The sequence below is a fragment of the Clostridium sp. AN503 genome (genome assembly GCF_040719375.1).
GTDB lineage: Bacteria > Bacillota > Clostridia > Lachnospirales > Lachnospiraceae > Brotaphodocola.
Genome location: NZ_JBFDTP010000002.1, coordinates 1,720,214 through 1,742,327, shown reverse-complemented (window position 1 = coordinate 1,742,327; position 22,114 = coordinate 1,720,214). Strand labels below are relative to the sequence as shown.

Here is a 22,114-nt window from a genome sequence, read left to right as displayed (position 1 = left end):
TATGACACCGGAGCAGGTTATGGAGATCATGAAGGAGGCTATGCTGGTCGCATTCCAGATAGCCGGACCTATGCTGATCATCAGTATTATCGTGGGGCTTCTGGTTGCTATCTTTCAGGCGGCGACCCAGATCCACGAGCAGACGCTGACTTTTGTGCCGAAGCTGATCGTGATATCCCTGGTGCTGCTGGGGATGGGAACCTGGATGTTCAAGATCATGGATGAGTTTGTGCAGGAACTGTTTACCATAATGTCGTCTCTTTAGTACAGGCGCAGGGATAGGGAGAGAGAATGGAACTTGCAGTTTTGGAATATTTCAGCGTATTTCTCCTGGTCTTTGCCAGGATGGCGGGAATGATCCTGGTCAATCCCGTGTTTGCCAGAAGAGGCGTCCCCAATATGTTGAAGATCGGGCTGACGCTTTCTTTGAGCATCCTGCTTCTGCCCACGGCTGTGACGGGGGCTGCGGCAATAGAAGGTTATACGACCTTTCAGATGGCGGAGGCACTGATCCGGGAAGTGGTCATGGGCCTTGCGACCGGTTATGTATTTCAGCTTTTTTTCTATATGCTCTATGTGGCTGGAGATATGCTGGATACGGCGTTCGGACTTGCCATGGGGAAGGTGATGGACCCGGTAAGCGGGATCCAGACTTCGATCTTTGGACAGTTTATCAATGTGTTTTTCTTTCTGTATTTTTTTGCTACCGGGTGCCATCTGGCTGTGATCCGGCTGTTTGCATATTCCTACGAGGTGATCCCGGTAGGGGCGGCGCCGGTGCCGGTGATCGGTCCGGTGATCCTGTCTTATCTCATCCATCTCTTTGGAACGGTCTTTTTGATGGTGATCAAATTGACACTGCCGTTTCTGGCGGCGGAATTTATTTTGGAGGCGACCATGGGTGTGCTCATGAAGCTGATCCCCCAGATCCATGTGTTTGTCATCAATATCCAGTCCAAGATACTGCTGGGAATCCTGTTGATGATCGCGTTTGCCTATCCGGTCGGAGCATTTTTTGACGAGTATGTGGCAAGGCTGATGGGGGAGATCCAGAATGTGCTGATGATGTTTGCATAATCGTTTTCTGCGGCGAAGGGAGTGATGGACATGGCAGCAGATGAAAAGACAGAGAAAGCCACACCGAAACGGAGGCAGGACGAGCGGAAAAAGGGAAACGTATTCCAGAGCAACGATGTGGTCGGGGTCTGCAGCCTTCTGGTCCTGTTCAATGCTTTAAGGTTTCTTGCGCCATTTACCTATGAAAAAATATATGGATGCATCAAACTGTTTTTCGCCTATGCGTCGGTGCGTGATCCGATTGCCATAGATGATATGGGAAGGATGGCATCTCAGGCGGCCTGGCTGTTTGCCCAGGCCGCCCTGCCAATTCTGTTTATCGGCGTGCTGGCCGCGGTGGTCATCACGTTTTTCCAGACCAGGATGGCGTTTTCCATGGAAACCATGAAATTTAAGATGGAGCGGATCAGTCCGCTCAAGGGCTTCAAGCGGATGTTCTCCATCCGTTCTATTGTGGAGCTTTTGAAGGCAGTCTTAAAGATCACGATCCTGATCTGGGTCATCTACATTTTTCTGAAGGAGCGGGTTTACGAGCTGCCTCGCCTGATGGAAGGGACTGTGCAGGGGGCTTTGAGCTATGCAGGGGGGACCGTTGTCTCGCTGGTCAATACCGTAGGGCTGGCGTTTGCTTTTCTCGCCGGTTTTGATTTTCTCTATCAGTGGTGGGAATATGAAAAGAACCTGCGCATGAGCAAGCAGGAGATCAAGGAAGAATACAAACAGACGGAGGGCGACCCGCAGATCAAGGGACGTATCCGTGAAAAGCAGCGTCAGATGGCGTCCATGCGTATGATGCAGAACGTTCCGAACGCGGATGTTATCATCCGAAACCCTACCCATTATGCAGTCGCGCTGGGATATGATCCGGAGAAGAACCGGGCGCCGATGGTGCTTGCAAAGGGAGCGGATCTGATCGCCTTAAAGATCGTGGAGATCGGGGAGGCCAACGATGTCTATATCATGGAGAACCGCCCGCTGGCAAGGGGGCTTTTCGAGACGGTGGAAGTCGATATGGAAATTCCGGAGGAATTCTATCAGACCGTTGCACAGGTGCTGGCATTTGTGTACAAGCTGAAAAAGAAAGAGGGAATGTACAGTGGATAATAGCATGATTTTGATGGACCGGGTAACAAAAGTATATGGCAACGGACAGAAAGCCCTGGACAATGTAAGTCTGCGCATCGACAGAGGAGAGTTCGTCTTTCTGGTGGGCAACAGCGGAGCCGGAAAGACCACCCTGCTGGATCTGATCCTTAAGGAAACAGAGCCGACGGAAGGGTCTGTGGTGGTCAACGGCGTTTTGCTGGGGCAGTTAAAGGTGAGGCAGGTTTACCGTTACCGCAGGTACATCGGCATGGTATTTCAGGATTTTAAGCTGTTTCCGGACTTCACCGTATATGACAATGTGGCGTTTGCCCAGCGGCTGATAGAAGCAGATCCGGGGCAGATAAAGGAGCGGGTGCGTGAGGTGCTTTCCAGTGTCGGCCTGGATAAGAAAGCAGGCTGTTATCCGCAGCGTTCTCCGGCGGGGAGAAACAGCGGGCCGCCCTGGCCAGGGCCATGGTAAACCGGCCGGTACTGCTTCTGGCAGACGAGCCGACCGGCAATTTAGACCAGAGAAATGCGGAAGATATCATGCGGCTGCTTGAAAGGATCAACCAGGAGGGCACCACGGTCCTGACCGTATCCCACAATCAGGAGCTGGTGCGGAATATGCACAAACGGCAGATCGTGCTCCGGTACGGGAAGCTGGAACAGGACAGCAGCAGGGGAGGGTTCTTTTATGGCATTTAGGACATGGCTTTATTTGTGCAGACTGGGGTTTAAGAATCTGTGGCATAACCGTGTTTACACGGCGGCGACAGTGCTGACCATGTCATCCTGTATTTTTCTCTTCGGGATCTGTTATCTGGCGGCGGTAAATCTGGACAGCGCCTTAAAAAAGACGGAGGAGGACGTCTACGTAGCCGTCTTCTTTGAGGAGGATGTGACTCCGGAGCGTGTGGAGGAGGTTGGCGGGTTGATCCGGAACCGCCCGGAAGTGCTGAAGACGGCGTACACCTCCTCGGAGGATGCCTGGAGCAGCTTCAAACAGGATTATTTTGAGGATGGGGAGGTGTTGGACGGAATCTTTGAGGGGGACAACCCGCTCGCAGCATCAAACCATTATCAGGTATATATCGACGGGATTGAACAGCAGGAATCCTTCGTCACCTATGTCCGGGATCTGGAGGGCGTGCGGAAGGTGACTCATTCGGCGGACACGGTCTTTGCCCTTCTCCGGATCAAGAAAGTGGTGTTCCGTGTCGTTGCCGGGAGCACGGTACTTTTTATGCTGATCTCCATCCTGCTGATCCATAACGCGCTCTCTGTAGGGATTGAGGCTCAGAAAGAAAAGACCCGCGTCATGCGGCTGATGGGAGCTCAGGAGGCATTTCTTAAGGTACCGTTTCTGGTGGAGAGCTTCGTGATGGCGATCCTGGGGATGTGCATTCCCCTGTTTCTTTTGTATGCCTGTTACAGCTGGGGGCAGGATATGGTGGCGGCTGGTCTGGCGCTTTATGGTGGCGCATTTCAGTTTCTGCCGGCCGGAGAGGTATTCCCACGGTTGGCGGTCACATCGGTCCTCCTTGGAATGGTGACGGGGGCTGTCGGCGGCTGGTCCGTGATGGGGAAATTAAAAAGGAGTACTTCCGTATAGACTGGAAAATAATAGACAAAAAAGAAAGCGATGGACAGGAAAACGTTATGGCAACAAAAGTATATTTATGCAGTATGGAACTGCCGGGCGGAACCGTTCCGGACGTAGCCCTGCTGTCTGAGGGACTGTCTGAGGAGCGTAGGGAGAAGATCAACTCCCGCCGTTTTGAAAAAGACAAGATACAGGCCCTGGGCGCCGGGCTTTTGCTGGATCATGGGCTGCGGGAGTATGGGCTGCGGGAGCGCAGTGTGCATATGGCATATGGAGGGAACGGCAAACCATATCTGGCAGACCATCCGGAGATCCATTTTAACCTGTCCCATTCCGGCACGATGGCAATGGCTGTATTTTCCGACCGCGAGGCAGGCTGTGACGTGGAGCGCGTGCAGGAAGCGAGGATGGGAGTCGCACAGCGTTTTTTTGCGGAGGCGGAGTTGGAGGAGCTGAAAAGGCAGCCCCCGGGGGGAAAGAAAGATGAACTGTTTTTCAGGATATGGACATTGAAAGAGAGTTATCTCAAGGTGACCGGCGAGGGGATGCGCATTCCCCTTAACAGTTTTTCCGTCTGTTCAGGGCAAACTCCCGCAGGCTATGAATTCCGGGAATATACCGTTCCCGGATACTGTGCCGCAGTCTGCTTAAAGGAGAGTGAAAGCGGCAGCGCCGGCGACATTTTTTTCTCTTTTCAAAACCTGACGGATGTGGTAAGATATCCATGAAGGCAATGAGCAGTGCGGTCTGACACGACTGACCACGCATGCACTGCCAATTTTAGCCGCACACACCCCGAGAAACAGGAGACATAAAATCCCATGAACATGAACCGAGTATTTTTAAAATTAAGCGGTGAAGCCCTTGCCGGTCCGAAAAAGACCGGGTTTGACGAGGCTACCGTAAAGGAAGTGGCGCGTCAGGTAAAGATCTCTGTGGATGCAGGCATCCAGGTAGGCATCGTTATCGGCGGCGGCAACTTCTGGAGAGGCCGTACCAGCGAGGCCATTGACCGGACCAAGGCGGATCAGATCGGCATGCTTGCCACTGTGATGAACTGTATCTATGTATCTGAGATTTTCCGCAATGCGGGAATGCAGACCCAGATCCTGACCCCCTTTGAGTGCGGTTCCATGACAAAGCTTTTTTCTAAAGACCGCGCCAATAAATATTTCGAGCGGGGCATGGTCGTATTTTTTGCAGGCGGCACCGGTCATCCGTATTTTTCAACCGATACCGGTATCACCCTGCGTGCAGTAGAGATGGATGCAGACTGTATCCTTCTTGCCAAGTCCATAGACGGAGTGTATGACAGTGACCCGGCGAAGAACCCGGATGCGAAGAAGTATGATACGATCAGCATCCAGGAGGTCATCGACAGACAGCTTGCGGTGGTGGACCTGACGGCTTCCATCATGTGCATGGAGCATAAGATGCCCATGGCCGTCTTTGATCTGAATGAGAAAGACAGCATTGCGAACGCAATGCAGGGAAAAATAAACGGCACGATCGTGACCGTCGATTAACAGGAGGAGATTATGCAGGAACAGTTAAAGTTATACGAAGAGAAGATGGAAAAGTCTTTGAATGTGCTGCTGGATGAGTATGCATCCATCCGCGCAGGGCGTGCCAACCCGCATGTGCTGGACAAGCTGAAAGTGGATTACTACGGTACTCCGACCCCGATCCAGCAGGTGGGCAATATCAGTGTGCCGGAAGCGCGCATGATCATGATCCAGCCATGGGAGAAGTCCCTGTTAAAGGCGATCGAGAAAGCGATCCTTACCTCTGATCTGGGCATCAACCCGACCAATGACGGCAACACGATCCGTCTGGTGTTCCCGGAGCTGACCGAGGAGCGCAGAAAAGATCTTTCCAAGGATGTGAAGAAGAAAGGCGAGGCAACCAAGGTTGCAGTCCGCAATATCCGCCGGGATGCCAACGAGACATTTAAAAAGATGGAAAAGAGCGGCGATTTTTCTGAGGACGATTTAAAGCTCGGTGAGGAGAAGATCCAGAAGATCACCGACAAGATGATCGAGAAGATCGACGCTGCTATCGAAGCCAAGACAAAAGAGATCATGACGGTTTAATCAATTTTATATCAGAACATTGGGGGGACAGGGGGAGATTCCTGTCCCACAGTTTTATCAATGAAAAGCGTATAAATGTCCGATATGGGAGGAAGAATATGGAAGCAAACCAGCAGGGAATGGTGATCCCGAGACATGTTGCACTGATACTGGACGGCAATGGACGGTGGGCGAAAAAACGCGGCCTGCCGCGCACCATGGGCCATAAGGAAGGCTGTGTGACAGTAGAGAAGACCGTTGAGATCGCAGCACGTATGGGGATAGAATACCTGACCGTTTACGGGTTTTCCACAGAGAACTGGAAGCGGTCCTCTGATGAAGTGGGGGCGCTGATGCAGTTGTTCCGCTATTATATGGTACGTCTTTTGAAGATAGCCACAGCTAACAATGTGCGCGTGAAAATGATCGGAGACCGGACACGGTTCGATCAGGATATCATTGACGGGATTAACCGGCTGGAGGCAGAGACGAGGGATAATACCGGACTGACCTTTGTGATCGCGGTCAACTACGGTGGGAGAGATGAGATCACCCGGGCTGTAAAAAAGCTGGCTGCGGATTGTGCTGCAGGGAAGGTGGCTGCCCAGGAGATTACGGAGGCCACGATCGATTCCTATCTGGATACCGCAGGGATGCCGGACCCGGATCTTCTCATCCGGACCAGCGGAGAGCTCCGTCTTTCCAACTATCTGCTGTGGCAGCTTGCTTATACGGAGATCTATGTGACCGACTGTCTGTGGCCGGATTTCGACCAGGCGGAGCTTGAGAAGGCGATCGCGGCATACAACCGGCGTGACCGGAGATACGGGGGCGCCAAATAGGCAAAGGAGGGACCGTAATGTTTACAAAGCGGTTAGTGAGTGGTATTATTCTGGTGATTCTTGCTATCATAATAGTAGGGAATGGAGGTGCCCTTCTCTACACGGTGACGGCATTGATCTCCCTGATCGGCCTGTTTGAGCTTTACCGGGTTATGAAGATTGAGAAAAACCTGCTGGGGGCGGTAGGATACTTAACGGCGGTATCTTACTATGGCCTGGTCTGGTTTGAAGGACAGGGGTATGTGACTCTGATGGCGATCGCGGCGCTGATGGTGCTGATGAGCCTTTATGTCTTCACATTTCCCAAGTATAAGACCGAGGAAGTAACGGTTGCGTTCTTTGGAGTATTTTACGTTGCAGTGATGCTGTCCTACATCTATCAGGTCCGCGCCATGACAGACGGCAGGTATCTGGTATGGCTGATATTCATCAGCTCCTGGGGCTGCGATACCAGTGCTTATTGTGTTGGTATGCTGTTTGGCAGGCATAAGCTGGCTCCGGTGTTAAGCCCGAAGAAGTCTATCGAAGGGGCTGTGGGCGGAGTGGCAGGAGCGGCGCTGATCGGACTGCTGTTCGCTACATTGTTTGGAGCCAGGATGACCGAGGTCACCAATCCTCAGGCAGCCTGTGCCATTGCCTGTGCCATTGCTGCGGTCATATCCCAGATTGGGGATCTGGCAGCATCGGCGATCAAGCGGAACCATGATATCAAGGATTACGGACATCTGATCCCGGGTCATGGAGGGATACTGGACCGGTTCGACAGCGTGCTGTTTACAGCGCCGGCCATATTTTTTGCCGTAAGCTTTCTAAGATAAAACCGGGGCTGACAGCTCCGGATGACAGGAGTTTTAACATATGAAGAAGATTGCGATCCTGGGTTCGACCGGTTCTATCGGTACCCAGACTTTAGAGGTTGTGGAATATAATCAGGACATCCGTGTGACGGCTCTGGCTGCCGGAAGCAATATTAAGCTTCTGGAGGAGCAGATCCGAAAGTTCAGGCCGTCCCTGGTCTGTGTCTGGGATGAGAAAAAAGCGCAGGAATTAAAAGCTTCCATCCGGGACCTGGATGTGAGGGTGACAAGCGGGATGGAAGGGCTTTTGGAGGTGGCGACGGAACCGGAGGCGGAGATCGTTGTGACGGCGGTTGTCGGCATGATCGGGATCCGGCCGACGATCGCGGCCATGGAGGCAGGCAAAGACATCGCCCTGGCCAATAAAGAGACCCTTGTGACGGCAGGGCATATCATTATGCCTCTGGCGGAGGAAAAGCACGTGAAGATCCTGCCGGTGGACAGTGAGCACAGCGCTATTTTCCAGAGCCTGAACGGAGAGGACAGACGAAGCATCCACAAGATCCTGCTTACGGCGTCCGGCGGTCCCTTCCGGGGATGGAGCCGGGAACAGCTGGCAGGAGTACAGGTGGAGGATGCCTTAAAGCACCCGAACTGGAGTATGGGGCGGAAGATCACCATCGATTCTTCCACCATGGTAAACAAGGGCCTGGAGGTGATGGAGGCGCGCTGGCTGTTTGGCGTGGAGATGGACCAGGTTCAGGTAGTGGTCCAGCCCCAGAGCGTGATCCATTCCATGGTAGAGTTTGAAGATGGGGCTGTGATCGCACAGCTTGGCACGCCGGATATGAAGCTGCCGATCCAGTATGCGCTGTATTATCCGGAGCGGAGATTCCTGCCGGGCGAGCGTCTGGATTTTGCGAAGCTCGGGAGCATTACCTTTGAGAATCCTGATATGGAGGTGTTTAAAGGCCTTAAGCTGGCCTATGAGGCGGGCAGGACGGGAGGTTCCCTTCCAACCGTCTACAATGCGGCCAATGAATATGCGGTAGGGAAGTTCCTTAATAAGGAGATTTCTTACTTAACGATCATTGACATGATCGAGGGCGCCATGGGGCATCATAAGGTTGTCAGCCAGCCTGATGTGAATGCGATCCTGGCGGCGGAACAGGAGACTTACGAATATATAGAAAGCAGGTGGTAGATTGCTGAATATTCTGGCGGCAATATTGCTGTTTGGATTTATTGTGCTTGTTCATGAATTTGGACATTTTCTGCTTGCAAAGCTGAACGGGATCGGCGTGGTGGAGTTCTCCATTGGCATGGGACCGAGGCTTTGCAGCTTTACGAAAGGGGAGACCCGGTATTCCATCAAGATCCTGCCTTTTGGCGGTTCCTGTATGATGGTGGGGGAGGATTCGGAGAATCCCGATCCGAAGGCTTTTAATAACAAATCGGTCTGGGCCAGGATCGCTGTGATCGCGGCAGGGCCGGTGTTCAATTTCATCCTGGCGTTTCTGTTTGCCATGGTGATCGTGGCGCAGGTAGGCCATGACAGCCCTGTACTGACCGGAGTGACCGAAGGCTCCCCTGCGCAGGAAGCAGGACTGCAGCCTGGTGATAAGCTTACCCAGATCAACAACCGGAAGGTGACCGCATATCGTGATGTGCAGATGTATACGCTTTCCCATCCGGGAGAGACGGTCACTCTCAAATACCTGAGGCCTCCGGGCGGAAGCTGGGAGAAAGACGGCGCGGTGGAAAAACGCAGTGTGACCCTGACTCCGGCGTTCAATGAAGAACGGAACGCCTATATGCTGGGCGTGGAATTTTCAGGGCAATATGAAAAGACCAAGGGGATCGGCGAACTGATCCGCTACAGCGCTTATGAGGTAAAATACTGTGTCACGTCTACATTTGACAGTATCGGTATGATGATCCGGAGGCAGATCAAAGTGGATGAGGCGATGGCCGGGCCTGTGGGTATCGTAAATATGGTCGGAGAGACGGTACAGCAGGGAAGAGAAGCGGGCGCCATGGCGGTGGTGTTTGTGCTTTCCAACTGGATCCTGCTCTTAAGCGCCAGCCTGGGGATCATGAACCTTCTGCCGATCCCGGCGTTAGACGGCGGCCGGCTTTTATTTTTGTTTATAGAGCTGGTGCGGGGGAAACCCATGGACCCGGAAAAAGAAGGCATGGTCCACATGGCGGGCATGATGCTTTTGATGGCTCTCATGGTGCTTGTATTGTTTAATGATATACGGCGGCTGATGTAAGAAAGAGGATAGATGACAATGGAACGCATGAAAACAAAGGAAGTTCAGATAGGAAACCGGGTGATCGGAGGGGATCATCCCATTCTGATCCAGTCCATGTGCAATACAAAGACGGAAGATGTGGAGGCTACTGTGGCCCAGATCCTGCAGCTTGAGCAGGCGGGCTGCGATATCATCCGTGTGGCAGTCCCCACCATGGAGGCTGCCGGGGCATTAAAAGCCATCAAGCGGCGGATCCATATTCCGCTGGTGGCGGATATCCATTTCGATTACCGTCTTGCCATCGCAGCCATGGAGTGCGGCGCTGACAAGATCCGGATCAATCCCGGCAATATCGGCTCTGCAGAGCGGGTACAGGCGGTAGTTGATAAGGCGAAGGAATACCATATTCCGATCCGTGTGGGAGTCAACAGCGGTTCCCTGGAAAAGCCGCTGATTGAGAAATACGGCGGCGTCACGGCAGAAGGGATTGTGGAGAGCGCCCTCGATAAGGTGGCAATGATCGAGCGGATGGGGTATGACAATCTGGTCATCAGCATCAAATCCTCCGACGTGATGATGTGTGTCAGAGCCCATGAGCTGATCAGCCGGAAGACCCGCTATCCGCTGCATGTGGGCATCACAGAAGCGGGGACCCTGACCTCCGGCAATATCAAATCGGCCGTGGGTCTGGGGATCATTTTGAATCAGGGTATTGGAGATACGATCCGCGTATCGCTGACCGGGGAGCCGGTAGAAGAGATCAAATCGGCAAAGCTGATCCTGCGTACCCTGGGACTGCGCAAGGGAGGCATCGAGGTGGTATCCTGCCCAACCTGCGGCAGGACCCAGATTGACCTGATCGGCCTGGCGAACCAGGTGGAAACCATGGTGACGGAATTCGATCAGTTGAACATCAAGGTGGCTGTTATGGGCTGTGTGGTCAACGGCCCTGGCGAGGCGCGGGAAGCGGACTTGGGCATTGCCGGAGGCATAGGCGAAGGACTGCTGATAAAAAAAGGCGAGGTAGTGCGCAAGCTGCCGGAGGCTGACCTTTTACAGGCGCTGCGCGCGGAGCTGGTGAGGTTGGCAGACGAGTCCCGCCGGGACTGAGTGCTGCCGGCAGGCAAAAGAGCATGTAAGGAGATTGGCAGGACGGATGAAAGGGTTTTTGGAGGTATTTCCCGGACTACATATGACAGATCAGATGCAGGAGCTTTTATCCCTGGTGGAAGTGGAACGTGTTTCCATGACCAGGGACAGAAGCTCTATTCGTGTTTCCATCGTAAGCCCGCGTCTGATCCATAAGAAGAATATCCTGTCTCTGGAGCAGGGAATCCGGGACCAGCTGTTCCCCGGCAAGCAGATCCAGATCAGGATTTTTGAGAAATACAGGCTGTCTGACCAGTACACGCCGGAGAAGCTCTTGGCGGCGTACCGGGACAGCCTGCTTTTGGAACTTAAAAATTACAGTATTGTGGAGTATTCCATCTTCCGCAAAGCGGAATGCACTTTCCCGAAAGCAGATCTTCTGCATATGACGGTGGAGGATACCATGGTCAATAAGGAGAAGGCAGGAGAGCTGAAGCGGGTCCTGGAAAAAGTATTCCATGAGCGCTGTGGTCTTCCCATCGAAGTGGAATATGAATACATACCGGCTACCAGAGCGAAAGCATCCCTGCAGAGGGAACTTCAGGCCCAGCAGGAGGTGGAGCGCATGACGGCGCGCCTGGCCCCGGTTCTGGGGCTCTCAATGCAGGAGGATGGAGCTGGAATGGCAGGCGCCTCAGGCTTTGGCGGCGGTGCAGAAAACAATGGCTCCGGCAGTGCCGGTACAAAAGGCGGAAGCACCGGCAGCGGAGCGGCTTCCGGCATGGCGGCATCGGGTGCGGACGCCGGCCCGAATACAGCCGGAGCCGTGAAACAGGGGGCAGGTAAGCCCGGGACTCTGCGTGGCGGCAGGAAGGACTTTAAAAAGAACGACTGGAGCTCCGGCGGCTACAAGAAAAAATCCGAGAATCCGGATGTGCTCTACGGACGCGATTTTGAGGATGATTTCATAGAGCTTGAGAAGATCGAGGGAGAGATCGGCGAGGTGACGGTCCGGGGCAAGATCCTGGATAAGGACAGCCGGGAGCTGCGCAGCGGAAAGACCATCATCATATTCCATATTACGGACTTTACCGATACCATCACGGTAAAGGTATTTGCCAATGAGGAATCTTTAGACGATTTAAATAAAGCGATCAATGCAGGCAGCTTTATCCGTCTGCGCGGTATGACCACCATCGACAAATTCGACGGCGAACTGACCATCGGTTCGGTTCGCGGAATCAAGAGGGCGGAGGACTTTACCAGCAAGCGGATGGACAACAGTCCGGTAAAGCGGGTAGAACTGCACTGCCATACCAAGATGAGCGATATGGACGGCGTTTCCGAGGTGAAGGATATCGTAAAGAGGGCCAAGGCGTGGGGAATGCCGGCTCTGGCGGTGACGGACCACGGCTGCGTACAGTCCTTCCCGGATGCCAGCCATGCCCTTGATAAGGGGGACGAGCTGAAGGTCATCTATGGGGTGGAGGGGTATCTGGTAGACGATATGAAGGAGCTGGTGGAGAATTCCAGAGGCCAGACCTTTGACGACCCCTTCGTGGTATTTGATATTGAGACAACCGGCTTCAGCCCGGAGAAAAACAGGATCATAGAGATTGGCGCGGTAAAAGTCGTGGGCGGCGTCATAACGGACAAGTTCAGTACCTTTGTCAATCCCGATGTGCCGATCCCCTTTGAGATCGAGCAGCTCACCGGTATCAACGACAATATGGTGCTCCCGTCGCCGAAGATCGATGTGATCCTCCCTCAATTTTTAGAATTCTGTGAGGGATGCAGCCTGGTGGCCCACAACGCTTCCTTCGATGTGAGTTTTATCGCATACCAGGCTAAGGTCCAGGAGCTTTCTTTTGAACCGACCGTGTTGGATACGGTAGCTATGGCGAGGCATCTGCTGCCGCAGCTCAACCGTTTCAAGCTGGATACAGTGGCAAAGGCGCTTAATATTTCTCTGGAGAACCATCACCGGGCGGTGGATGATGCGGGCGCCACGGCAGAGATCTTCGTAAAGTTTTTGAACATGTTAAAAGACCGCGGCGTGGAGAATCTTGACCAGTTAAACGCCATGAGCGCCTTAAGCGCCGATATGATCAAGAAGCTGCCCACCCACCATGTCATCATCCTGGCGAAAAATGAGGTGGGTAGGATCAACCTGTACCGGCTGGTCTCCTGGTCCCATATCGACTATTTTGCAAAGCGGCCGAGGATTCCCAAGAGCGTTTTAAACCAGTACCGGGAGGGCCTGGTCATCGGATCTGCCTGCGAGGCGGGAGAGCTATATCAGGCGCTTTTGCGCGGACTGCCGGAAACGGAGCTTTTAAAGATCGCCGGCTTTTATGATTTTCTGGAGATCCAGCCTCTGGGCAACAATGCATTTATGCTGCGGGATGAAAAAAGCACGGTCAAGAGCTGGGACGATCTAAAGGATATAAACCGGAGGATCGTAAAGATGGGAGAGACCCTTGGCAAACCGGTCTGTGCCACCTGTGACGTGCATTTTCTGAACCCGGAGGACGAGGTATACCGGCGGATCCTGATGGCGGGGCAGGGCTTCTCGGATGCGGATGAGCAGGCCCCGCTGTATCTGCGGACCACGGAGGAAATGCTGAAGGAATTTGATTATCTGGGACCGGACAAGGCGGAGGAGGTTGTCATCACCAACACCCGCATGGTCGCTGATATGTGCGAGCGGATCGCTCCGGTGCGCCCGGATAAATGCCCGCCGGTCATTGAGAATTCTGACGAGACACTGAGAAAGATCTGCTATGACACGGCCCATGAAATGTATGGGGAGAATCTGCCGGACATTGTTGTGGAGCGGCTGGAGAGGGAGCTGAATTCCATTATTTCCAACGGATTTGCCGTGATGTATATCATTGCGCAGAAGCTGGTGTGGAAGTCCAACGAGGACGGATATCTGGTAGGCTCCCGTGGATCGGTAGGATCTTCCTTTGTTGCGGCCATGGCGGGGATCACGGAGGTGAATTCCTTAAGCCCTCACTATTACTGCCAGCACTGCCATTATTATGATTTTGATTCGGAAGAAGTAAAGCAATTTTCCGGTATGGCGGGCTGTGATATGCCGGACAAGAATTGTCCTGTGTGCGGCAAGCCCTTAGTCAAAGCGGGTTTCGATATCCCGTTTGAGACCTTCCTGGGATTTAAGGGAGATAAGGAGCCGGATATCGACTTAAACTTCTCCGGTGAGTACCAGAGTAAGGCGCATGACTACACGGAGGTTATTTTTGGCAAGGGACAGACCTTCCGGGCAGGTACCATCGGCACCCTTGCGGATAAGACCGCCTTCGGTTTTGTGAAACGGTACTATGAAGAACGCGGCGTCCACAAGCGGAACTGTGAGATAGACCGGATTGTCCAGGGCTGCGTAGGGGTCCGGCGTACCACCGGACAGCATCCGGGCGGTATCGTGGTACTTCCGATCGGAGAGGAGATCTACTCCTTTACGCCGGTACAGCGTCCCGCAAACGATATGACAACCAAGACCGTGACCACCCATTTTGACTATCATTCCATCGACCATAACCTGCTGAAGCTGGACATTCTGGGACACGATGATCCGACCATGATCCGCATGCTGCAGGACTTAACCGGGCTGGACCCTGTAACCGATATTCCTCTGGACTCAAGGGAGGTCATGTCACTTTTCCAGAACACCTCTGCCCTGGGCGTTACACCGGATGACTTAGGGGGCTGCCAGCTTGGCGCGCTGGGGATTCCGGAGTTTGGAACAGATTTCGCAATGCAGATGCTGATTGATGCAAAACCCAAGTATTTTTCCGACTTAGTCCGGATCGCCGGACTTGCCCACGGTACCGATGTGTGGCTGGGCAATGCAAAGGACCTGATCTTAAGCGGACAGGCGACGATCCAGACGGCTATCTGCTGCCGTGATGATATCATGGTGTATTTGATCCAGATGGGACTGGAGGAAGGGCTTTCCTTTACGATCATGGAGTCTGTCCGAAAGGGCAAGGGCTTAAAACCGGAATGGATCACGGAAATGAAGGCTCATGACGTGCCCCAGTGGTACATCGATTCCTGTTTGAAGATCAAGTACATGTTCCCGAAGGCCCATGCAGCCGCCTATGTTATGATGGCATGGCGCGTGGCCTACTGCAAGGTGTTCTATCCCCTTGCCTACTATGCGGCCTTCTTCAGTATCCGTGCCAGCGGTTTTTCTTATGAGCTGATGTGTCAGGGCAGAGAGAAACTGGAGTTTCATCTGGCAGATTATAAAAAACGGATCGACACGTTGTCTAAGAAGGAGCAGGATACCCTGAGGGATATGAGGATCGTGCAGGAGATGTATGCCCGCGGATTTGAATTCATGCCGATCGATATTTACCGCGCAAAGGCGGACCGGTTCCAGATCATCGATGGAAAGCTGATGCCTTCCTTAAGCAGTATTGACGGAATGGGAGACAAGGCTGCAGAAGGAGTGGTGGAGGCGGCGGAAGATGGGCCGTTCTTATCCCGTGAGGATTTTAGAAACCGTGCAAAAGTCAGTAAGACCCTGTGCGATCTGATGGGAGATATGAAGCTTTTAGGAGACCTGCCGGAGAGCAATCAGTTGTCGCTGTTTGATTTTGCAGGCTGATTTTTTGGAACTTTTTGAAAATGTAAAACTATTTGGTGAAAATTCTTGCATGTACTGTATGAGATTTGATATAATTAGTGCAGGAACAAAGACCCGTTGCCAGCAGACTGGAAAGGCGGGTTATGGCAGCAATAAAGAAGTTTACGGAGCTGAAGTTTTCTGATTTCTTCATGTTCGCAGCTGCGATGAAGGATGAGGAGATCTGCAAGGGTGTTTTAGAGCGTGTTTTGGAGATTCCGATCAAAAAGGTAAAAGTACACAGCGAACATTCTCTTTTGGTCAACTCGGACCATCGGGGAGTCCGCATGGATGTTTACGCCGATGATGAGGCTGGAACGAAGTTCAATATTGAGATGCAGACCACGGACAAAGGAAATCTACCCTATCGGAGCAGGTATTACCAGGGACAGATGGATATGGAATCCCTGGAACCGGGTGATGCTTTTATAGATCTTCCAAAGGTCTTTATCATCTTTATCTGCAAATTCGACCCGTTCGGCCAGGGATTATACCGGTACAGCTTTGATATGCAGTGCCGGGAGACGGCGCAGAGGCTTGAAGACGGTGTCAGCCGGGTATTCTTAAATACAAAGGGACGGACAGCAGAAGGAGTGAGCCCTGATCTGATTCGTTTCTTGAAGTATGTGGATACTGCGTCTCTTGAGGATGCAGAAAAAGATCCATTGATCCGCCGGATTGAGACCAGGATTGACGGCCTGAAGCACGATCGAAGCATGGAGGTGGAGTATATGCAATTTGAAGAGATCTTGCGTGATGAACGTGCGGAGGGGCGTATGGAAGGACGTGCGGAAGCAGTAGAGAAACTCATGCTGCTGATCCGCCTGATGACGGAGGATGGCCTGGCTGGAGAGATACCAAGGCTGGATTCTGACGCAGCATACCGGACAGCCATGTATGAAAAGTATCAGATCGATCTGAACTAGCATCCAAACACAAGAATGAATTTATCATAATTCCAATCATTGGGATTTGTCCGCTGCCGGCGGGGACTGGCCGGCAGCGGAATCAAAGTGGATCATGTATTATCGTTACTCTTATATAATCACAGATGAAACAATTTATAAGTAACTGGCGAATGGGTCTTGTTCCGACTATACAGGGATCTTAATATAATTTCAATTTATTAGCTTTTATGTTTGTCGAAAACTTTGCTTGACTTTGTATTCAGGAAACTGCTATAATTAAACCATTAGTTTAATTATAGACAGCAGGAGGAGAGATGGGACGCAGAAAACAACAGCCGGCAAGTGTGCACCGTAATGCGATCGCAGACGCTGCACAGGCGCTTTTTATGGAACGGGGGATGGAAGCCGTTTCAATGGATGATATTGCCAGGGCTTCCGGGTACAGCAAGGCAACATTGTATGTCTATTTTAAAAACAGGGATGAGATAGTCCGCGTACTGGTACTTAAAAGTATGCAGAAGCTTCATGATTATCTGGAAGATGGGCTTGGCACGGAAGGCACAGCAGAGGAGAGATACCGATCGGTCTGCCATGCATTGACCCGCTATGAGCATGAGTATCCTTATTATTTTGGCATGGTGCTTGATGAGATCAAGATTGATGCGGAACCGGAGTTTCATGATGGTGACACAGCTAAAACCCGGACGCAGGTGGATTTAGATGAACGCGCCATCTATCTTACGGGAGAGCACATCAATGAAATGCTGGTTCAGTTTCTTACGGAGGGTGTGAAAGCAGGGGATCTGCGTGCTGATTTAAAACCACTTCCCACTGTTTTTGCATTCTGGGGGATGCTGTCGGGTTTTATTTGCATGGCAGATAAGAAAGATGCCTATATTGGGATGAGCATGGGAATGTCCAGACAGGAATTTCTGGAGTATGGCTTTTCCATGCTTTACCGTGCCATATCAAATCCGAAAAAGGGAGGGGCTACCCATGCATAACCGAAAACTCGTTGCAATCCTTGGAAGTCCCCGCAGACAGGGTTTCACCGCACTTATGCTGGAATGCGCGCTGGATGCAGCACGGAAACAGGGATGGGAGACGGCACAGATCAATCTTTATGAGAAAAAGATCGTATTCTGCACAGGATGCAGAGCGTGTATGCGTGCGGAGCGCTGTGTGATCGAGGATGATATTCAGGAGATCACGGATCAGATCAGGGCGTGTGATATGGTGGTGCTTGCAGCGCCGGTGTACTGGGCTAATGTGCCGGGGATCGTGAAAAACCTGTTTGACCGTCTTCTTGGCGCAGCTATGGAGGAAACAAAGACCTTTCCAAGACCGAGACTAAAAGGCAAAAAATATGTGTTTTTGACCGCCTGCAATACTCCGTTTCCATTCTCGGCGCTGTGCGGTCAGAGCGGAGGCTCGGTTCGTGCAGCCCGGGAGTTTTTCCGGACCGCAGGAGTAACGTGTGCCGGAAATTTCGTATGTTCTGGGACCGGAGAGAAAAAAGAGCTGCCTAAACGGCTGAAAAAGCGGATCGTGCGATGCTTTGAATAGGATGCAAAAGGAATAAGAAAGCGTAATTGAGAAAATACTATCAGGAAAGGGATTGACTTTTCCTGATATATTTTTTATAATCAATATACCCTATGGGGGTATATATGGAAAGGTGGATATTTCATGGAAGAACATACATGCTGTCACAGGATCAAAGAGCGTCCGGACAAAGAATACAAGGACCTGATCCACCGCTTAAACCGCATCGAGGGCCAGATCCGAGGAATCAGGGGGATGGTGGAGAAGGATGCCTACTGTCCAGAGATCCTGGTGCAGGTTGCGGCGGCGAATGCGGCCCTCAACAGTTTTAACAGAGTACTCCTGGCAAACCATATCCGGACCTGCGTAGCCAGGGATATCCGGGATGGAAAAGAAGACACCATCGACGAGTTGGTGGGAACCCTGCAAAAGCTGATGAAGTAGAAGGTCTGCAGTACAGCATATACAAAAAGGTCTGCAGCGTTGTGCAGACAGAACAGGAGAGACATAGATGGAACAATATACAGTGACAGGCATGAGCTGTGCGGCATGCAGTACACGTGTTGAAAAGGCAGTCGCCAAGGTGCCTGGAGTGGAATCGTGTTCGGTAAGCCTGCTGACCAATTCCATGGGAGTGGAAGGAACGGCTAAGCCGGAGGCGATCGTGGCGGCTGTGGAGGCCGCCGGATATGGAGCAATGAAAAAGGGCGCGGGTAAGACCGGGACCTCAGACGCAGGAGGAGCTGCGGGTACCGGCAGTATGACAGGCGGCGAGGATATGCTGAAGGACCGGGAAACTCCTGTGCTGAAACAGAGGCTTTATTATTCCATTGGTTTTTTGATCGTGCTCATGTACTTTTCTATGGGAACCATGATGTGGAACTGGCCGGCCCCGGCATTTTTTGAAAACAACCATGTAGCTATGGGGCTTTTACAGCTGATTCTGACGGGGATTGTCATGGTCATCAACCAGAAGTTCTTTGTCAGCGGTTTCAGGAGCCTTTGGCATAGGGCTCCCAATATGGATACCCTGGTTGCCCTTGGCTCAACTGCAGCTTTTGTTTATAGCACCTATGCACTGTTTGCCATGACAGATGCACAGGTAAAAGGTGATATGGCCGGAGTCATGACCTATATGCATGAGTTCTACTTTGAGTCGGCAGCCATGATCCTGACATTGATCACAGTCGGTAAGATGCTGGAAGCCCGTTCCAAGGGTCGTACTACCGATGCGTTAAAGAGCCTGATGAAGCTTGCTCCCAAGACTGCAGTCCTGATCAAAGACGGAGCGGAGACGACCGTATCGATTGAACAGGTACAGCAGGGAGATATCTATGTGGTACGCCCTGGTGAAAACATTCCGGTGGATGGTATCGTTTTAGAAGGAAGCAGCGCTGTCAACGAGGCTGCGCTGACGGGCGAGAGCATACCGGTGGATAAGGCAGAGGGAGACAAGGTGTCGGCGGCTACGCTGAATCAGTCCGGGTTTATCCGCTGCAGGGCAACCAGAGTCGGCGAAGACACCACCCTGTCCCAGATCATCCAGATGGTAAGTGATGCTGCCGCTACCAAAGCTCCCATTGCAAAAGTAGCAGATAAAGTTTCTGGAGTGTTTGTTCCTGCGGTCATCCTGATCTCAGCACTGACGATCGCAGGATGGCTCCTTGCAGGCCAGACCCTTGGTTTTGCACTGGCAAGGGGAATCTCCGTGCTGGTGATCAGCTGTCCATGTGCCCTTGGGCTGGCGACTCCGGTTGCCATCATGGTGGGCAACGGAATGGGGGCGAAAAACGGCATCATGTTCAAGACTGCCGTTTCTCTGGAAGAGGCAGGAAAGATGCAGATCGTGGCTCTTGATAAGACCGGCACCATCACTAATGGGGAACCGAAGGTGACGGATGTCCTCGCGGCAGATGGCTTCTCTGAGGAAGAACTGATGCAGCTGGCGTTCTCATTGGAGAAAAAAAGCGAGCATCCTCTCGCAAAAGCTGTTCTTGAACGGGCGGAGGAACTGAAACTGACAGCGGATGATGTGACGGAATTTCAGGCCCTGCCGGGGAATGGACTCTCTGCAAGATTTGGGGATGCGCGCTTATGCGGCGGCAACTTAAAATTCATAGAAGAACAGGCACAGGTACCAGAAGCTATGCGCGAGCAGGCAAAAACGCTGGCAGAGGAGGGCAAGACTCCACTGTTCTTCAGCCATGACGGCGTACTGGCAGGAATCATTGCCGTGGCAGACGTCATAAAAGAAGACAGTCCGCAGGCAGTGAAGGAGTTACAGAACATGGGCATCCGTGTGGTGATGCTGACTGGAGACAATGAGCGTACCGCGAGAGCGATCGGCGCTCAGGCTGGTGTGGATGAAGTCATTGCCGGCGTGCTGCCTGACGGCAAGGAGAATGTCATTCGGACCTTAAAGGCACAGGGGAAAGTTGCAATGGTCGGCGACGGTATCAATGATGCCCCGGCACTTACCAGGGCAGATATCGGCATTGCCATCGGCGCTGGCACCGATATTGCGATCGACGCAGCGGACGTGGTGCTGATGAAGAGCAGGCTGAGTGATGTCCCTGCAGCTATCCGTTTAAGCCGTGCGACGCTGAAAAATATCCATGAAAATCTGTTCTGGGCATTCTTTTATAATGTGATTGGGATTCCTTTAGCGGCTGGTTTGTGGTATCCTGTATTTGGATGGAAGTTAAATCCCATGTTTGGAGCGGCGGCGATGAGCCTGTCCAGTGTATGTGTTGTGACCAACGCACTGCGGCTGAATCTGTTTAAGATGCATGACGCTTCAAAGGACAGGAGGCGGAAGGGAATCGCAGTTTCCAGCATCTCCCGGGAGTCCGAGGTTTCGAAAGCGGAAACAAATAATGAAATAATAAATGAAAGAGAAGATAAGGAGGAAGAAAAGATGACAAAAACCATGAAGGTCGAGGGAATGATGTGCGGACACTGTGAGGCAAGTGTAAAGAAAGGGTTGGAGGCATTGCCGGAGGTAACGGAAGCGATTGTAAGCCATGAGGCTGGAACCGCAGTAGTGACTTTAAATTCCGAACTGTCAAACGATGTATTAAAGAAGACTGTGGAGGATCTGGATTATAAGGTTATATCCGTAGAATAGTGGTACGGACCAGGGATGGACAAAAACAGGAAGAAATTGTGAAAGTTTTTGTTGACAATTAGCACAATTCATATTATACTATCAAAGGTATCGAGGCGTGGCTCAGTTTGGTAGAGCGCTGCGTTCGGGACGCAGAGGTCGCAAGTTCGAATCTTGTCGCCTCGACTTACTTTTGACAGCAGAAGTAAGGGTACCATTTGAATATGGCCTCGTGGTCAAGCGGCTAAGACGACGCCCTCTCACGGCGTAAACCCGGGTTCGATTCCCGGCGAGGTCATAAAATGCTTTGGATGATACTGTCCAAAGCATTTTTAAACGCTTCCGTAGCGCAGTTGGTAGCGCAACGCATTCGTAATGCGTGGGTCGCCGGTTCGAGTCCGGCCGGGAGCTTTGTAAGGTTTTTAAGAGGCATGTGATATGCTTCTTTTTTATTTGCGAAAAAGATTTAGATCGCTGTAAGTTTCCTGTACTATATTCCGCCTGTGTGGGAATACTACTCATGGAGGTGATATCATGGCATCCTATGTAGCGCCCGGCATCCAGGATAAATTTGAAACATTGTCAATTGATCTGAAGAATTCAATCCTGGAGCGAGATGTAAGGCTGGAGAATATTCACGATCTGATACAGGTCTTAGAAGAGATTGTGGAGGAAGCAGAGCAGTGATCTGCTTCCTTTTTCCGTCACTTCGGATTTTGTTTTCTGCTTTTGATCCGATGCATCAGATCCTGGAACCCTTTTTCAGTCTGCTCCTTTGTAACAGGTTCCTGGCATTTCCGGCATGCATCCTCTGCCAGGTCCATTTCTGCCAGCAATTGTTCTTCGGAATAGCCGAACAGTTCCTGAAGCATTTTTTCTTCTTTAGACAAAACGGTCATTTTATCGCCCCTCTCCAAATCCTATTGTACTACCATATATGGAACGAGAAAAGTAGTAAAATGTGGAAAAACTTTTAATTATTCAGAATTTGCATAGAGCAGGATAGGAACCACAGTTTTTTGGCTGTGGATTCAACAATCAGTTGACTTTGTGAAAGTTTTGTGATATATTCCT

Annotated in this window: 20 protein-coding genes, 3 tRNA genes and 1 pseudogene; 23 read left to right on the top strand and 1 reads right to left on the bottom strand. The window is 51.8% G+C overall.

All coding sequences use genetic code 11. The annotated features are described in order from the left end of the window. Window position 1 precedes the first annotated feature (1 nt). The 23 genes and pseudogenes from fliQ (at window position 2) to AB1I67_RS15295 (ending at window position 21,727) form a co-directional block, all read left to right on the top strand. Window positions 2-265 carry a flagellar biosynthesis protein FliQ gene (gene fliQ / locus AB1I67_RS15405; protein ID WP_367030757.1) on the top strand — a complete coding sequence of 88 codons (264 nt, stop codon included), beginning with the start codon at window positions 2-4 and terminating at the stop codon, window positions 263-265. 26 nt (window positions 266-291) lie between these two features. After that, window positions 292-1,077 carry a flagellar biosynthetic protein FliR gene (locus tag AB1I67_RS15400; protein WP_367030756.1) on the top strand — a complete coding sequence of 262 codons (786 nt, stop codon included), beginning with the start codon at window positions 292-294 and terminating at the stop codon, window positions 1,075-1,077. Between the two features lie 30 nt (window positions 1,078-1,107). Continuing rightward, complete coding sequence (flhB, locus tag AB1I67_RS15395) at window positions 1,108-2,181, top strand: flagellar biosynthesis protein FlhB (protein WP_367030755.1); 1,074 nt, start codon at window positions 1,108-1,110, stop codon at window positions 2,179-2,181. 4 nt (window positions 2,182-2,185) lie between these two features. Beyond that, window positions 2,186-2,871 (top strand): annotated as a pseudogene (locus tag AB1I67_RS15390) (ATP-binding cassette domain-containing protein). Beyond that, window positions 2,861-3,778, top strand: coding sequence for a permease-like cell division protein FtsX (locus AB1I67_RS15385; protein WP_367030754.1), 918 nt, complete (start codon window positions 2,861-2,863; stop codon window positions 3,776-3,778). The pseudogene AB1I67_RS15390 and the gene AB1I67_RS15385 overlap by 11 nt, the downstream one beginning before the upstream one ends. Before the next feature lie 47 nt (window positions 3,779-3,825). Next, window positions 3,826-4,497, top strand: coding sequence for a 4'-phosphopantetheinyl transferase superfamily protein (locus AB1I67_RS15380; RefSeq protein ID WP_367030752.1), 672 nt, complete (start codon window positions 3,826-3,828; stop codon window positions 4,495-4,497). A 93-nt stretch (window positions 4,498-4,590) separates the two neighbouring features. Then, complete coding sequence (pyrH, locus tag AB1I67_RS15375; protein WP_367030751.1) at window positions 4,591-5,295, top strand: UMP kinase; 705 nt, start codon at window positions 4,591-4,593, stop codon at window positions 5,293-5,295. 12 nt (window positions 5,296-5,307) lie between these two features. Further along, window positions 5,308-5,862: a ribosome recycling factor gene (frr, locus tag AB1I67_RS15370; protein WP_367030749.1), complete on the top strand. Its 555-nt coding sequence runs from the start codon at window positions 5,308-5,310 to the stop codon at window positions 5,860-5,862. A 98-nt stretch (window positions 5,863-5,960) separates the two neighbouring features. Next, window positions 5,961-6,683, top strand: a complete 723-nt coding sequence (locus tag AB1I67_RS15365) for an isoprenyl transferase (protein ID WP_367030748.1) — start codon at window positions 5,961-5,963, stop codon at window positions 6,681-6,683. 17 nt (window positions 6,684-6,700) lie between these two features. Next, window positions 6,701-7,501 carry a phosphatidate cytidylyltransferase gene (locus tag AB1I67_RS15360; RefSeq protein WP_367030746.1) on the top strand — a complete coding sequence of 267 codons (801 nt, stop codon included), beginning with the start codon at window positions 6,701-6,703 and terminating at the stop codon, window positions 7,499-7,501. A gap of 40 nt (window positions 7,502-7,541) precedes the next feature. Then, a complete protein-coding gene (locus tag AB1I67_RS15355; RefSeq protein WP_367030745.1) occupies window positions 7,542-8,684 on the top strand; it encodes a 1-deoxy-D-xylulose-5-phosphate reductoisomerase in 1,143 nt (380 codons plus the stop codon). 1 nt (window position 8,685) lies between these two features. Beyond that, window positions 8,686-9,756: an RIP metalloprotease RseP gene (gene rseP, locus AB1I67_RS15350; protein WP_367030744.1), complete on the top strand. Its 1,071-nt coding sequence runs from the start codon at window positions 8,686-8,688 to the stop codon at window positions 9,754-9,756. Window positions 9,757-9,774: 18 nt separating this feature from the next. Continuing rightward, entirely contained in the window at window positions 9,775-10,848 is a 1,074-nt protein-coding gene (gene ispG, locus AB1I67_RS15345; RefSeq protein WP_367030743.1) for a flavodoxin-dependent (E)-4-hydroxy-3-methylbut-2-enyl-diphosphate synthase, read from the top strand. Window positions 10,849-10,894: 46 nt separating this feature from the next. Continuing rightward, window positions 10,895-15,463 carry a PolC-type DNA polymerase III gene (locus AB1I67_RS15340; protein ID WP_367030742.1) on the top strand — a complete coding sequence of 1,523 codons (4,569 nt, stop codon included), beginning with the start codon at window positions 10,895-10,897 and terminating at the stop codon, window positions 15,461-15,463. A 122-nt stretch (window positions 15,464-15,585) separates the two neighbouring features. Then, window positions 15,586-16,407: an Rpn family recombination-promoting nuclease/putative transposase gene (locus tag AB1I67_RS15335; RefSeq protein ID WP_367030741.1), complete on the top strand. Its 822-nt coding sequence runs from the start codon at window positions 15,586-15,588 to the stop codon at window positions 16,405-16,407. A 296-nt stretch (window positions 16,408-16,703) separates the two neighbouring features. Next, window positions 16,704-17,393, top strand: coding sequence for a TetR/AcrR family transcriptional regulator (locus AB1I67_RS15330; RefSeq protein ID WP_367030739.1), 690 nt, complete (start codon window positions 16,704-16,706; stop codon window positions 17,391-17,393). Next, complete coding sequence (locus AB1I67_RS15325; protein WP_367030737.1) at window positions 17,386-17,955, top strand: flavodoxin family protein; 570 nt, start codon at window positions 17,386-17,388, stop codon at window positions 17,953-17,955. Before AB1I67_RS15330 ends, AB1I67_RS15325 begins: the two co-directional genes overlap by 8 nt. Before the next feature lie 123 nt (window positions 17,956-18,078). Next, on the top strand, window positions 18,079-18,378 hold the full coding sequence (locus AB1I67_RS15320; RefSeq protein WP_367030736.1) for a metal-sensing transcriptional repressor: 300 nt from the start codon (window positions 18,079-18,081) through the stop codon (window positions 18,376-18,378). Between the two features lie 67 nt (window positions 18,379-18,445). Beyond that, the gene (locus AB1I67_RS15315) at window positions 18,446-21,061 is read left to right on the top strand and encodes a heavy metal translocating P-type ATPase (RefSeq protein ID WP_367030735.1); all 2,616 of its coding nucleotides are present in this window, start codon (window positions 18,446-18,448) and stop codon (window positions 21,059-21,061) included. 91 nt (window positions 21,062-21,152) lie between these two features. Continuing rightward, window positions 21,153-21,226, top strand: a tRNA-Pro gene (locus AB1I67_RS15310). Window positions 21,227-21,266: 40 nt separating this feature from the next. Beyond that, a tRNA-Glu gene (locus AB1I67_RS15305) sits at window positions 21,267-21,338 on the top strand. A 40-nt stretch (window positions 21,339-21,378) separates the two neighbouring features. Continuing rightward, window positions 21,379-21,451 (top strand) — tRNA-Thr (locus AB1I67_RS15300). Window positions 21,452-21,574: 123 nt separating this feature from the next. Continuing rightward, the gene (locus tag AB1I67_RS15295) at window positions 21,575-21,727 is read left to right on the top strand and encodes a molecular chaperone GroEL (protein ID WP_367030734.1); all 153 of its coding nucleotides are present in this window, start codon (window positions 21,575-21,577) and stop codon (window positions 21,725-21,727) included. Window positions 21,728-21,744: 17 nt separating this feature from the next. On the opposite strand, the gene AB1I67_RS15290 is transcribed toward AB1I67_RS15295, so the two are convergent. Then, window positions 21,745-21,939 (bottom strand): hypothetical protein, encoded by a 195-nt coding sequence (locus AB1I67_RS15290; RefSeq protein ID WP_367030732.1) that lies wholly within the window; start codon window positions 21,937-21,939, stop codon window positions 21,745-21,747. Between the last annotated feature and the right edge of the window lie 175 nt (window positions 21,940-22,114).